We start from the raw sequence: 12,781 nt of genomic DNA, 5'->3' as shown, positions 1-12,781 counted from the left end.
GGCAGCGGGAAGCCCGGGACCGCAGGCGCTCACTCCTCGACGATGTGGACGGCGGCCTCCTCGGCGCCCGCGGCCCCGCCGTCGATGCCCACGTCCTGGGCGATCTCCTGCGGGGTGGCGTCGGGGTGGGCGCCCTCGTCGGGGGCGACCAGCCGGCCGGCGCGCCGGTCACCGACCTCGGGGTCGACGGGTTCACCCTCGCCGTCGGGGAGGTCTCCGACGCCGTCGCCGGCCGGTTCCGACACGTCCGGGACCTCCTGGGCGAGGCGCTGGTCGAGGCTCTCGCCCTCGTGCTGTTCGGCCGCGGTGGTGCCGTACTTGGTCACGCCGAGCGGCTTCTCGGGCGGGGACCAGCCCTCGTCGAGGGTGTCGTCGTAGGTGCGTTCGCCGACGGCGTCCTGGAGGTCGAGCGGGGCGGCGTCCTGCTGTTCCTCGTTCGTTCCGGTGGGCTGGTAGACGTCGTCGCCCATCGCCTCGGACTCCGTACCCATGGGTTGCTCCTTCGCCGTCGGGGACCGTTGTCTCCCCGTCCGCGTTTCCCGTGCGGGCCGCTCCAATCGCGGCACATGCCACCTGCACGGGCGGCCCCGGACATTACTTATCCGTCAATCTTGAAAGCTCAATCGTTAGGGCTATAGTCACTCGCACACTCGGTGTGACCGTCCGCCGACACAGTGCTGGAACGGTACCCCTCCGCGCTTTCTCCGCCGACGTTTCCCGAGGTCACCCCTCTCGACGCGCGGCGGCGCTCCATCCCTCACCCCCCATACGCCGCCGGGTCGTCCCCGCTCGGGCGGCGTGCACGACGGAAAGCAGCGCAACCATGAGCAACAGCACCGGAAGAGGCCTCCAGGCGAATGTCCTGGGCACCTTCGACACGGTGGTGATGGCGGTCGCCGGCAGCGCGCCGGCCTACTCCATCGCCGCCACCACGGCGGTCCTGGCCGGCGCCGTGGGCCTGGCCGGACCGGCGGCGCTGCTGTACTGCGCGATACCGATGCTGGGCATCGCGCTGGCCTTCAGCCGACTCAGCCGGATCGACGTCAACGCGGGCGCCAGTTACTCCTGGGTGGGGCGCACGCTCCACCCCTTCCTGGGCTTCATCAGCGGCTGGGCTCTGGTGATCTCGGCGACCATCTTCATGGTGGCGGGATCGCTGCCGGCCGGGTCGATGACGCTCGCCCTGTTCGACGAGGGCCTCGCCGACAACACGGCGCTGTCGACCGTCGTCGGCGCCGCCTGGTTCCTGGTGATGCTGGCGGTGGTGCTGGGCGGGGCCCGGCTCACCGTGCGCGCGCAGTTGATCATGTCGGGTGTGGAGCTGGCGATTCTGGCGCTGTTCGCGGTGCTCGCCGTCTTCCACACGGGCAACTCGCTGCCGTTCGACTGGTCCTGGCTCGGATTCAGCCATTTCGACGGGGTGTCCGGCTTCGCGTCGGGGGCGCTGGTCGCGGCCTTCTACTACTGGGGCTGGGACGTGACCAGCAACCTCAGCGAGGAGACCCGTGACAGCCGCCGTACGACGGGCCTGGCGGGGCTGATCGGGGTGGGCATCGTCTTTCTCCTCTTCGAGGTCTTCACCATCGCGGTGAACGTCATCCTCAGCTCGCAGCGGATCGAGAACAACGGCGCGAACGTGCTGGCGGCGCTGGGCGAGGAGGTGTGGCCGGGCTGGGGCGGCAAGGTGCTGGTCGTGGCCGTGCTGCTGTCGACCGTCGCCACCCTGGAGACGACCCTGATCCAGGTGACGCGCTCGCTGTTCGCGATGGGCCGGGACCGTACGATGCCGTCCGCGCTGGGCCGGGTGCACCGCACCTGGAACACGCCCTGGGTGGCGATCGCGGTGGTGGGCGGGGTGGCGCTGGTGCTGTTCGTCGCCTCCAACTCGCTGGGCTCGGTGGGCGACATCCTCGCCGACGCCATCTCCGCGATCGGACTCCAGATCGCCGTCTATTACGGGCTGGCGGGCCTGGCTGCGGTCGTCGCGTACCGCAAGACGCTGCTGAAGTCCCCTGCCGACTTCCTCCTCGGCGGGCTGTGGCCGCTGTTCGGCGCCGCGTTCATGTTCTGGATCTTCGCGGAGTCGCTCGGTGAGCTGGCCCCCGCGGCGATCGCCATCGGCATCGGCGGGCTCGCCGTGGGACTGGTGCCGATGCTCTGGTACTGGCGGCAGGGCAGCGACTACTACCGGCCCGCCCGGCTGGACGCCTCGCGCACCGTCGAGGCCGACTACGTGCCCGAGGGGCGCCCGGCGACGCACGCCGCCGGCCACGAGGGCCTCTCCACCGACTTCTGAGAGGGGCCCCGATGGCGCGCGACCGCTTCGCTCCCGATTTCGACCCCGACTGCGGGGACGCCCCCCTCTCCTCCACCCGGCACGACATCGTCATCGGCCGCTGGCAGGGCCTGCGGGACCTGCTGCGCGCCACCGGCCCCGCCTGGCTCGCCCGCGGCCACCGGGTCCGGCTGCTGGCGCAGGCCTGCGCGGGCAGTTCGACGGTGGAGACCTGGCTGGCCGCCGAGCCGCACAGCGCCGACGCGTTGGTGCTGCGGGCGGCCACGGAGACGGCCCGGGCGTTCAACCTGGCGATCACCGCGGGCCGTGGCGTGCCGATCGACCAGACCCGGGTCGACGCCGCGGTGCTGTCGTGTCTGTCCGCCGCCGAGGCGTACCTGGACGACCCGACGCCGTGGACCTCGCTGATCTCGGTCGCCCGTCTCTATCCGGCCGGGGTACGCCGGCAGGAACTCGCCCGCTGGTGGGACGAGCTGCACCAACGGGATCCGTACAGCATGGAGGGCCACCTCCAGGTGCTGCACTACTACTCCGCCCGCTGGCACGGCTCGCACGGGCTGATGTACGACTTCGCCCGTGACGCGGCCGGCGCGGCCCCGCCGGGCTGTCCGCTGCCGGTGCTGGTGCAGTACGCGCGCGTCGAGGAGTTCCGCCACGCCCTCGACACCACGCAGGACCGCTCCACCGCGGTGGGGCTCGGCCAGCACTGGAACAACGACGGCGCCGTCAGCGACGTACGCCGCACCTGGGAACGCTGGGTCATGGGCCGCAAGGACGACGCCGTCGCCCCGGGCGAGCTGCGCGACTTCAACTACCTGGCCCACGCGGCGTGCTCGGCGGGCACCGCGGACGTGGCGACGCCGCTGCTGCGGATCCTCGGCCACCGGGCGACCCGCACGCCCTGGTCGTACACCGGCGACCCGGTCCAGCAGATCGTCAGACGGCGCAAGGAGTGGGGCGTACGCGACTGAGACCGGGGACTCCCCCGCCGTACGCCCGGGATCACCCGGCGCGCGACTACCTGGCGCGCGGTAATCGGCGGGTCCGCGGCCCTCGGTGGCCGCCCGTCTCGTCACGGGTGACACTCCGTCACCCGTGACGAAGGGGGAGACCCGTGTCCGTGTCGCTTCAGGCGCTGTCCCACCCACGCCTGTGCCGGCTGATCGTCCGTCAGGCCATGACCACCGCCGACCTGGCGGCAAGGCCCGAGGCGTCGGCGAGCCTGTCCGGCGGGACAGGCTCGCCACTCCGCGCCCGACTCACCAGGTCTTGCCTGCCTGCTCCCGGATCGTGTGGTTGATCCGGTTGAAGAAGTTGGTCATCGCGATCTCCAGGATGATCGCGGCCAGCTGCTCCTCGCAGAAGTGGTCGGCGGCGGCGTCCCAGATCTCGTCGGTCACGCCCGCCGCTCCGTCCTGGATCCGGGTCGCGGCCTCGGTCAGCGCGAGTGCCGCCCGCTCCTCGTCGGTGAAGAAGGGCGTCTCGCGCCAGGTGACCACGCTGTGCAGCCGCTGGTCGGTCTCTCCGTGCTTCTTCGCCGCCTCGACCCCGGCGAACACGCACGGGCTGCATCCGTTGATCTGGCTGGCCCGCAGGTGGACCAGTTCGAGCAGGCGCGGATCGACACCCCCTGAGTGAACCGCCTTGACGAGGTGCTGGATCGCGGTGATCACGTCGGCGTTCGCCGGGCCCTTCATGCGTGCTTCCATCGTCTTGCTCCTTCATCGGTTACCTGTGCCCCTGCGGGCCCGTCATCCTCATGACGGAGCAGAGCCAGGGAAGGTGACAACATGTCCGACACCAGCCGGACGGACCCGACAGCCGAGGCGTTCGAGGCCCAGCGCGAGCGACTGCGCGCGGTCGCCCACCGCATGCTCGGCTCGCACGCCGACGCGGAGGACGTGGTCCAGGAGGCCTGGCTGCGGTTCTCCCGCCAGGACCCGGCGACCATCCACAACCTCGCCGGCTGGCTGACCACGGTGGTCGGCCGGATCAGCCTCGACGTCCTGCGCTCGCGCCAGGCCCGCCCTGAGGCGTCCTATGACGACGGGCTGCCCGAGCTCACGGTGACGACGGTCGCCGACGGACCGGCGCCGGAGGACGACGCGGTGCTCGCCGACTCGGTCGGCCTCGCGCTCCTCGTCGTCCTCGAGTCGCTCGGGCCGAGCGAACGGCTGGCGTTCGTGCTGCACGACCTGTTCGCGGTGCCGTTCGACGAGATCGGCAGGATCCTCGGCAAGTCCACCGCCGCCTGCAAGATGCTCGCCAGCCGCGCCCGCAGAAAGGTGCAGGGGACCGAGCGGTCGACGGTCGTCGGGCGGGAGCGGCGAGAGGTCGTCCAGGCCTTCCTGACGGCGGCCCGCCACGGCGACTTCGCAGGACTGCTGCGGGTGCTCGACCCCGAGGTGAGGCTGGTGGTCGACACCCCGGACGGCGTGATCGTCACCCTCGGCGCCACCCAGGTCGCCGCCGGGGCGCAGCTGTCCGCCGGTGCGGCCGCGCGCGGGCGGGCGGTGCTCGTGGGCGGGCTTCCCGGGCTCGTGTCCTGGCGCGAGGACGGCTCTGCGCTGTCGGTCATGGCCTTCACCGTCGCCGACGGTCGGATCACCGGCATCGCGATCATGGCCGATCCGGCCAGGCTCGCCGCGATGGATCTGCCGGAGCCCGAGTGAAGTCCGTTCGCACCAGGGCCCGTTACCCGCGCCGGCCCGGTCGGTTCACGACGTCGTTCCCTACGGGCGCGGCTCGGTGGCGTGGGGTCCGTCGGGCCTGCTGCGGCGCTGCTCGACCATCTCGTGGCTGAGTCGCTCCGTCTCCGCCTCGGGCAGCCGCTCGAAGCCCTCCTCGGTGATGACCGAGACGATCGGGAAGATACGGCGGCCGATGTCGGGGCCGCCGGTCGCGGAGTCGTCGTCGGCCGCGTCGTACAGCGCCTGGAGTGCTGCCAGCGCCGCCTCGCGCCGGGACATGTCGGCGCGGTACAGCTTCTTCAACGCCCCGCGCGCGTACGGCGACCCGGAGCCCTCGGCGTGGAAGGGCGCCTTCTCGTACAGGCCGCCCGCCACGTCGAAGCTGAAGATGCGGCTCCTGGCGCCCGGGGCGGCCGCCGTGTCGTGACCCGCGAGGAGCGGTACGACGGCGAGGCCCTGCATGGCCTGGCCGAGGTTCTGCCGGATCATCGTGGCCATTCTGCGCGCCTTCGCGCCGAGGGTCATCGGGACGCCCTCGACCTTCTCGAAGTGCGTGAGCTCGACCTGGTACAGCTTCACCATGTCCACAGCGAGTCCGACGGTGCCGGCGAAGGCGACGGCGGTGTGGTCGTCCGCCGGGTACACCTTCTCCAGGTCGCGCTGCGCGATGAGGTTCCCCATCGTGGCCCGGCGGTCGCCGGCGATCAGCACGCCGTCGCGGTAGACGAGGGCCAGCACGGTCGTACCGTGCGGGAAGGCGTCCGGGGCGGCGCGGAAGCCGTCGGCGAACGGGCTGCGCGTCGGCAGCAGTTCGGGGCGGTGCGCCGCCAGGAAGTCACTGAAGGACGAACCGCCCGCCGTGAGGAACTCGTCCGCGAGCCGCCCGTCGTGCCCACTCTCCGCCATGCCACTCCCCCTCGCCGCCTGCGACTCCCCACTACCTACCAGCGCCCGGCGGCCGGGAAACACACCGCCGGACGCCGGCCCGGTGCTCAGCGGGTGTTCGGCCCCCGGTGCGGGGGCTGCCGGGGCGTCGGCCGGTCCGGCGCGGGCGGTACGGCGCGGGCGACGGGGCCGTCGCCGTTCACCAGCACGGGAGCGCCGTGGTGTCGGATCGTCAGGGGGGAGCCGGACAGCAGGGTGTACGTGACCTTGTCCGGGCCGATCTCCACCCGCAGGCGGCGGCCGAGGAGTTGGACGCTGAAGGCGAGACGGCTGAACCTCTCCGGCAGCCGGGGTGCGAACCGCAGGCCCTCGCTGTCACCGCGCAGCCCGCCGAAGCCGGCGACCAGTGCCATCCAGGTGCCCGCCAGGGACGCGATGTGCAGCCCGTCGCGGGTGTTGTGCTCCAGGTCCGCCAGGTCCATCAGCGCGGCCTCGGTCGTGTAGTCGTAGGCCAGTTCCAGATGGCCGGCCTGCGCGGCGATCACCGCCTGGCAGCAGGCCGAGAGGGAGGAGTCGCGGACGGTCAGCGGCTCGTAGTAGGCGAAGTTGCGGGCGATCTGCTCCTCGTCGAAGCGGTCCGCGCATGTGTACATGGCCAGGACCAGGTCGGCCTGTTTGACGACCTGTTTGCGGTAGAGGTCGAAGTAGGGGAAGTTGAGCAGCAGGGGGTACTGGTCGGGGCGGGTGCCGGCGAAGTCCCACTGCTGGTAGCGGGTGAAGCCCGCGTGCTGTTCGTGCACGCCGAGTTCGTGGTTGTAGGGCACGTGCACCGCTTCGGCCGCGTCCCGCCAGGCCGCGCTCTCCTCCTCGTCCACGCCGAGCCGGGCGGCCTCGCCCGGGTGCCGTACGACGACGTCGGCGGCGGCGAGCAGGTTCGCCCGGGCCATCAGGTTGGTGTAGGTGTTGTCGTCGGCGACCGCGCTGTACTCGTCGGGTCCTGTGACGCCGTCGATGTGGAAGGTGCCGTGCGCGTCGTGGTGGCCGAGCGAGCGCCACAGCCGTGCGGTCTCCACCAGCAGCTCGACACCGGTGGCCGCTTCGAATTCCCGGTCCCCGGTCGCCGTGACGTACCGGACCACGGCGTCGGCGATGTCGGCGTTGACGTGGAAGGCGGCGGTCCCGGCCGGCCAGTACGCCGAGCCCTCCGAGCCCTCTATCGTCCGCCAGGGGAACGCGGCGCCGCGCAGGCCGAGTTGGACGGCCCGTTCGCGGGCGGCGGGCAGGGTGTTCTGGCGCCAGCGCAGAGCCTCGGCGACGGCGCCGGGAGCGGTGTAGGTGAGCAGGGGCAGCACGAAGGTCTCGGTGTCCCAGAAGGCGTGGCCGTCGTAGCCGGATCCGGTCAGCCCCTTGGCGGGGATGGCGCGTTGTTCGGCGCGGGCACCGGCCTGGAGCACATGGAAGAGGGCGAAGCGGACGGCCTGCTGGATCTCCTCGTCGCCGTCGACCTCGACGTCCGCGCGGGACCAGAAGTCGTCGAGGTAGGCGCGCTGGTCGTCGAGGAGGCCCGACCAGCCGCTGTGCCCGGCCGCCGCGAGGGCCGCCTCCACCTGGTCGCTCATCGCGGGCCGGGAACGGGCGCCGGACCAGCCGTGCGCGACGAGTTTCTCCACCCGCAGCCGCTCACCGGGCTCCAGCACGGAGGTGACGGTGAGCCGGGCGACGTCGACGTTGCTCTCGCTGTCGACGGTGGTCCGCTCGGGACCGGTGACCTCGTGGTCGGCGGCCACGGCCACCCGCAGTCCGCTGCGTTTCGTGCGGTGGACGAGCCGCAGCCGGCGGCCGACGGCCACGTCCTCCTCCGGTTCCAGCGGCGACTTCAGGGCACGGGCCGCGCGCGGGTCGCCGTTCGGGTCGGGCAGGCTCTCGTTGGTGACCAGCTCGGACTGGATCACCACCCGGGAGGTGCTGCCGACCGCCTCCACCTCGTAGGCGACGGCGGCCACGGCCCGCTGGGTGAGCGAGACCAGCCGGGTCGAGCGCACCCGGACCGTGGATCCGGCGGGCGAGGTCCACTCGCAGGTCCGCTCCAGGACACCCCGGCGCAAATCGAGCACCCGCTCGTGCGTGACGAGCCGCCCGTAGCGCAGGTCGAACGGCTCGTCGTCGACCAAGAGCCGCAGGATCTTGCCGTTGGTGACGTTGATGACGGTCTGCCCGGACTCCGGGTAGCCGTAGCCGGCCTCGGCGTAGGGCAGCGGATGCAGTTCGTGGACGCCGTTGAGGTAGGCGCCGGGCAGGCCGTGCGGCTCGCCCTCGTCCAGGTTGCCGCGCCAGCCGACGTGCCCGTTGGAGAGCGCGAAGACGGACTCGCTCTGCGCCAGCACGTCGAGGTCGAGCCGCGTCTCGCGCACGTACCAGGGCTCGACGGTGTAGGACCGTTCCTTGATCACTCCCGTCCTCCCCCGTCGACGCCGCCCGGGAGGTCCCCGAGTTCAGCGAGGTCCGCGAGGTCCTTCACCACGATGTCCGCGCCGTGCGCGTACAGCGCGTCGCTCTGCCCCACCCGGTCGACGCCGACGACGTACCCGAAGTTCCCGGCCCGGCCCGCGTCCATCCCGGCCAGCGCGTCCTCGAAGACGGCCGCCCGCGCCGGCTCGACGCCGAGGTCGCGGGCGGCGGCCAGGAACGTGTCGGGGCGCGGCTTGCCCGGCAGCTCCCGCTCCGCCGCCACGACGCCGTCGATCCGTACCTCGAAGAGGTGCTCGGCCTCGATCGAGCGCAGCACGTCGCGGGTGTTGGCGCTGGAGGAGACGATCGCCGTCCGCAGGCCACGCGCGCGTGCCGCCGCTATGTAGCGCAGGGTGCCGTCGTACGGCCGGACGCCCTGAGTGCGGATCTTCTCCAGGAGCAGCTCGTTCTTGCGGTTGCCCAGCCCGTGGACGCTCTGCGCGTCGGGCGGGTCACCTGGTTCGCCCTCGGGCAGTTCGATGTCCCGGGAGGCGAGGAAGGTGCGGACGCCGTCGGCGCGTGGGCGGCCGTCGACGTACTCGTCGTAGTCGTGGGCCTCGTCGAACGGCCGGAAGTCCTTGCCTCCGCGCGCGTACAGGAACGCGTCGAAGGTCTCCTTCCAGGCGGCCGCGTGCACCACGGCCGTTCGGGTGACGACCCCGTCGAGGTCGAAGAGACAGGCCTGGATCGTTTCGGGGAGACCGAGCGTCGACGTCATACCGCCCTGGTTCCCCCACATCGGGCCCCTCACCGGTGTGTCGCGCGCCACACCCGGTCAGTCGTGCGGGAAGGAGTGGTGCTCGTGGGCGATGAGCCAGCGGCCGTGCTCCTTGCGCAGGCCGAAGGTGAGCCGCAGCCGCAGGCTCGGACACTCGGCGAGTTCCTCGGGTGTGCCGCAGCGCAGCAGGGCGTGGGCGTAGGCGACGTCGTGGCCTGCGGTGACGTCGAGGGTGTCGATGTCGAAGCGGGCGCCCTGGGCCTGCCAGACGAAGAAGGGCGGCCAGGTCGCCCGGTAGGCGGCCAGGCCCCTGATGCCCTCGTGGGGCGCCGGTACGTCGTACATCACCAGGTCCTCGGCGTGCTGGTCGAGGACGGTGTCGAGGTCGCCCCGGTGGACGGCCTCGGCCCAGCGGGTGATCAGGGTGCGGATCTGCAGCTCGTCGTCGGACACGGTCGTCCTCCTTTCCTTGCGGCCTTGCGGGTCACCTTCCAGGAGACTGCGACACTCTGCTGTGTGCTCACTTTCGACGATCTGCTCATACGTGCCCGTGCCCTCGCCGGGGACGGCCGCCGGCGCGCGCTCCTCGGTATCGCCGGCGGTCCGGGCGCGGGCAAGACGACGCTCGCCGAGCGTCTGGTGCGGGAGCTGAACGGCACTGGGGACCCCTGGGTCGCGCACGTGCCGATGGACGGCTTCCATCTCGCGGACGTGGAACTGGACCGCCTCGGCCGACGGCACCGCAAGGGGGCGCCCGACACCTTCGACGCGGCCGGGTACGCGGCCCTGCTGCGGCGGCTGCGGGAGGAGGCGGACGGCGAGGACCTCGTCTACGCGCCGGGCTTCGAGCGGGAGCTGGAGCAGCCGGTCGCGGGGGCCGTGCCGGTGCCGCCGACGGCCCGGCTGGTCGTCACGGAGGGCAACTACCTGCTCGTCGGCACGGGTGCGTGGAAGCGGGTGCGGGCCGCCCTGGACGAGGTGTGGTTCTGCGAGACGGACGAGGACGAGCGTGTCCGCCGGCTGATCGCCCGGCACGAGGAGTTCGGCAAGGGCCACGAGGAGGCGGTGGCCTGGGTGCTGCGGAGCGACCAGCGCAACGCCGAGCTGGTGGCGACGACGAGGGACCGGGCCGATCTGGTCGTGTCCCTGCCCGTCCGGCCCTCCGGGGGCGTTGTCGGTGCCACGCGTTAGCTTCGATCCCATGACCGACGGAATCGTGTGGCTGGTGGATCTGGACGGCTGGATGTCCAGCGTCGTGTTCGCGCGCGGGATCTCCCCCGAGGAGCTGGCCCACCGCATGGGAGCCGACCCGGGCGGGGCCACGGAGCCGATCACCGACGCCGAGGTGTGGCAGCTCGGGATCACGCAGTGGCGGCCGGCCGAGGACGGGGACGGCGTGGTCCGGGTGGGCAGATCCGGGGACTGGTCGTTCGCCCTGGAGTACGGGGACTCGACCGGCGGGGACCTGCTCGCGGAGATGTCGCGCAACGGCGTGGAGGTCGTGCGGTACGTGCCGCCCCAGGAGCACCCGCCCGCCGACTTCCACTACGCGCGCGACGGTGTGTTCGTGTCCGGGCACGGGCTGCGGGAGGAGGTGTGGCGCTGGGGCGCGGAGCCGGATCTGCTGCTGCCCGACCTGGTCGCCGCGGGCGTCCTGTCCTGCGACGGAAGCACTTACCTTCCGCCGGAGGACGAGGACTGCCGGACGGGCTACCGGCGCAGCCTCGGTGTGGTGGAGCGGCGGTTCGGTCTGTCCCTCTCCCCCGCGTTCCTCCAGGGCGCCCGGTTGCCCGCGTACGCGGTGCGCGGCACCCCGCGGATGACCCTCAGCGCCTGACGGCGGCGCGCAGCGTCAGCGTCGGCTCGGCGTGCTCGTCGTCGGGGCCGAGAACGGCGGTGAAGGCGTCCGTCCGCACGGTCAGGCCCTCCTCGGCCCACTCGACCGAGACCGTGAGCGGCTCCTCGGTGCCGTGGCGCACCGCGAACACGTGCAGGTCGTCCGGTGCGTCGGAGAGCGGTCCCGCCTCCAGTGCCGTCGAGCTGACCAGGTGGCGCCAGCCCTCGTCGGGGTTGCCGTAGCCGCGCGGGTCGGCGGCGAGCGCGAAGGCGGCCTGCTCCTGGGTGAGTTCGGCGCGCGCGTCGAAGTGCTCGGCGCCCTCGGCTCCGGGGTGCGTGAGGCGCAGGCCGCCCGGTGAGGAGACGGCTCCGTGCGCGGTGCGCCGGACCCGGTCGCCGTCGTCCTCGGCGTACGGCAGGCCGGCCAGCAGGTACGGCGTCCCGTCGAGGCGCTCCACGGCGACCGTCGTCCACAGGGTGGTGCCGTCGGTGACGTACAGGGAGCGCACGCTGCGCAGGACATGGTCGCGGCCGACGACCGGCTTGGTGACCAGCTTGGCCGTCAGGCCGTCGGCGCGGGCGTCGCGGACCCGGACCTCGCCCATCGGCCGGCACAGCAGGAAGCCGTCGGTGACGGGGCCGAAGCCGTGCTGGCGGTTGACGGCGGCGGGCAGGTAGTAGGTACCGGCCGCCTCGACGACCGCGGGGGTCATCCGGTCGTCGAAGGCCACCGAGACCGCGCCGGCGCGCAGTTGGTGCCGTGCGGGTCCGGAGGACGGCTCGCGGTGCCAGCGCGTGGTGTCCTGGATCTGCCAGACCAGCATCCACGCGAAGTGGCCGTCGACGCCGCCGTCCGCCTTGACGGCGTGCCGTGCCCAGCGGCTGTCGCCCCGGTAGCGGCCCAGGTCGGCGCCGATCCGGGAGCCGAAGTAGCGCAGGCCGAGGACGGACTCGAAAGCCGAGTGCTGCTCGCTGTAGCGGGGGCCGCCGTTGTCGAAGCCGCCGCCGGTGAGGCGGGCGTCGAGGTAGCGGGCGAGCGCCTCACCGTCCTCGGCGAAGACCTCCTCGCCGCTCACCCGGTGGGCCTGGGCGAGGAAGGAGAGGGAGATCGGGCCGTAGTTGTTGTCGTAGGCGCCGCCGTGCTCGGGGGGCAGCAGGGCGCCCCGGTCGCGGACCCGGTGGGCGCGGATCTCGTCGGAGTACAGCGCGAGGGCCCGTGCGCGGACCGGCTCGCCGTCCTCCGGCGCAAGATGGCGGGCCAGCATCAGGCCGCCGACCACGCAGCCGATGGCCTGGTTGCCCGCTTCCTGGGGGTTGAAGAAGGTCGCATCGGTCAGCCAGCTCCAGTAGCCGCGCGCCACCTCGAGCAACTCGGCGCGCTGCTCGTCCGGCACCAGGCCCTCGGCGGTGTCGAGCACGTTCACGGCCTGGAGCAGCGCCCACACCGTGCTCGGCCAGTCGCCGACGGGGTGTGCGCCGGCCGCCAGGGTGTAGCGGGCGTAGGGGAGTCGGGAGCCGCGCACCCTCAGGTTCGGGTAGCCCGGGTTGTCGTCCCGGTAGACCCGTTCGCGGAGGTGGAAGGCGAGGCTGCGGTGCACCGCCTCCGGCAGCCGCGGGTCCTTGGTGCGCTGCCAGGCCAGGGCCAGCAGGGAGGTGATGCCGAGCGAGGTGTCGCCGATGTCGTCGACGCAGTCGGGGTGCTCCAGGTTGCCCTGCGGGGTCAGGCGGCGCAGCGCCTGTTCGGTGACGTCGGCGAGGACGGCGTCGTACGCCTGCGGGGTGTCGGGCAGGTCGTGCAGCGGGCCGCGCTGGTGGAGGAGGTACACGGGAGGGGACGTAAGGTCCACG

General features: G+C 72.4%; 12 protein-coding genes. 5 read left to right on the top strand and 7 right to left on the bottom strand.

What is annotated here, in order from left to right; all coding sequences use genetic code 11:
• Positions 1 to 29 precede the first annotated feature (29 nt).
• A complete protein-coding gene (locus tag OG736_RS39275; protein ID WP_327186675.1) occupies positions 30 to 491 on the bottom strand; it encodes a DUF5709 domain-containing protein in 462 nt (153 codons plus the stop codon).
• A gap of 332 nt (positions 492 to 823) precedes the next feature.
• Between OG736_RS39275 and OG736_RS39270 the strand changes: the two genes are divergently transcribed.
• Positions 824 to 2,296, top strand: coding sequence for an APC family permease (locus OG736_RS39270; RefSeq protein WP_327186674.1), 1,473 nt, complete (start codon positions 824 to 826; stop codon positions 2,294 to 2,296).
• Between the two features lie 11 nt (positions 2,297 to 2,307).
• Positions 2,308 to 3,267, top strand: coding sequence for a hypothetical protein (locus OG736_RS39265; RefSeq protein ID WP_327186673.1), 960 nt, complete (start codon positions 2,308 to 2,310; stop codon positions 3,265 to 3,267).
• Positions 3,268 to 3,555: 288 nt separating this feature from the next.
• Here the strand turns inward: OG736_RS39265 and OG736_RS39260 are convergent, their stop codons facing one another.
• Positions 3,556 to 4,005, bottom strand: coding sequence for a carboxymuconolactone decarboxylase family protein (locus tag OG736_RS39260; RefSeq protein ID WP_327186672.1), 450 nt, complete (start codon positions 4,003 to 4,005; stop codon positions 3,556 to 3,558).
• Between the two features lie 81 nt (positions 4,006 to 4,086).
• Between OG736_RS39260 and OG736_RS39255 the strand changes: the two genes are divergently transcribed.
• Positions 4,087 to 4,968, top strand: coding sequence for a sigma-70 family RNA polymerase sigma factor (locus tag OG736_RS39255; RefSeq protein WP_327186671.1), 882 nt, complete (start codon positions 4,087 to 4,089; stop codon positions 4,966 to 4,968).
• A gap of 60 nt (positions 4,969 to 5,028) precedes the next feature.
• Here the strand turns inward: OG736_RS39255 and prcB are convergent, their stop codons facing one another.
• The 4 genes from prcB to OG736_RS39235 form a co-directional block, all read right to left on the bottom strand.
• Positions 5,029 to 5,892, bottom strand: coding sequence for a proteasome subunit beta (gene prcB, locus OG736_RS39250; protein ID WP_327186670.1), 864 nt, complete (start codon positions 5,890 to 5,892; stop codon positions 5,029 to 5,031).
• A gap of 86 nt (positions 5,893 to 5,978) precedes the next feature.
• On the bottom strand, positions 5,979 to 8,321 hold the full coding sequence (locus OG736_RS39245; RefSeq protein WP_327186669.1) for a glycoside hydrolase family 65 protein: 2,343 nt from the start codon (positions 8,319 to 8,321) through the stop codon (positions 5,979 to 5,981).
• Positions 8,318 to 9,097 carry a beta-phosphoglucomutase family hydrolase gene (locus tag OG736_RS39240; RefSeq protein ID WP_327186668.1) on the bottom strand — a complete coding sequence of 260 codons (780 nt, stop codon included), beginning with the start codon at positions 9,095 to 9,097 and terminating at the stop codon, positions 8,318 to 8,320. Before OG736_RS39240 ends, OG736_RS39245 begins: the two co-directional genes overlap by 4 nt.
• Before the next feature lie 57 nt (positions 9,098 to 9,154).
• Entirely contained in the window at positions 9,155 to 9,550 is a 396-nt protein-coding gene (locus tag OG736_RS39235; RefSeq protein ID WP_020129056.1) for a YybH family protein, read from the bottom strand.
• Between the two features lie 63 nt (positions 9,551 to 9,613).
• Between OG736_RS39235 and OG736_RS39230 the strand changes: the two genes are divergently transcribed.
• Complete coding sequence (locus OG736_RS39230; protein ID WP_327186667.1) at positions 9,614 to 10,288, top strand: nucleoside/nucleotide kinase family protein; 675 nt, start codon at positions 9,614 to 9,616, stop codon at positions 10,286 to 10,288.
• Positions 10,289 to 10,298: 10 nt separating this feature from the next.
• A complete protein-coding gene (locus OG736_RS39225; RefSeq protein WP_327186666.1) occupies positions 10,299 to 10,934 on the top strand; it encodes a DUF6461 domain-containing protein in 636 nt (211 codons plus the stop codon).
• Here OG736_RS39225 and OG736_RS39220 read toward each other — a convergent pair.
• Entirely contained in the window at positions 10,924 to 12,759 is a 1,836-nt protein-coding gene (locus OG736_RS39220) for a hypothetical protein (protein WP_327186665.1), read from the bottom strand. The two genes, OG736_RS39225 and OG736_RS39220, sit on opposite strands and share 11 nt — an antisense overlap.
• Positions 12,760 to 12,781 lie beyond the last annotated feature (22 nt).

The organism is Streptomyces sp. NBC_01334, from assembly GCF_035983595.1.
GTDB lineage: Bacteria > Actinomycetota > Actinomycetes > Streptomycetales > Streptomycetaceae > Streptomyces > Streptomyces coriariae.
The sequence above is the reverse complement of the archived record's forward strand: the minus strand, read 5'-3'. Positions and strand labels throughout refer to the sequence as shown.

What these genes read in the sequence shown, in the direction of transcription:
- OG736_RS39275 (WP_327186675.1), bottom strand. Translation starts at nt 491, where the DNA reads ATGGGTACGGAGTCCGAGGCGATGGGCGACGACGTCTACCAGCCCACC.
- OG736_RS39270 (WP_327186674.1), top strand. Translation starts at nt 824, where the DNA reads ATGAGCAACAGCACCGGAAGAGGCCTCCAGGCGAATGTCCTGGGCACC.
- OG736_RS39265 (WP_327186673.1), top strand. Translation starts at nt 2,308, where the DNA reads ATGGCGCGCGACCGCTTCGCTCCCGATTTCGACCCCGACTGCGGGGAC.
- OG736_RS39260 (WP_327186672.1), bottom strand. Translation starts at nt 4,005, where the DNA reads ATGGAAGCACGCATGAAGGGCCCGGCGAACGCCGACGTGATCACCGCG.
- OG736_RS39255 (WP_327186671.1), top strand. Translation starts at nt 4,087, where the DNA reads ATGTCCGACACCAGCCGGACGGACCCGACAGCCGAGGCGTTCGAGGCC.
- prcB (WP_327186670.1), bottom strand. Translation starts at nt 5,892, where the DNA reads ATGGCGGAGAGTGGGCACGACGGGCGGCTCGCGGACGAGTTCCTCACG.
- OG736_RS39240 (WP_327186668.1), bottom strand. Translation starts at nt 9,097, where the DNA reads ATGACGTCGACGCTCGGTCTCCCCGAAACGATCCAGGCCTGTCTCTTC.
- OG736_RS39225 (WP_327186666.1), top strand. Translation starts at nt 10,299, where the DNA reads ATGACCGACGGAATCGTGTGGCTGGTGGATCTGGACGGCTGGATGTCC.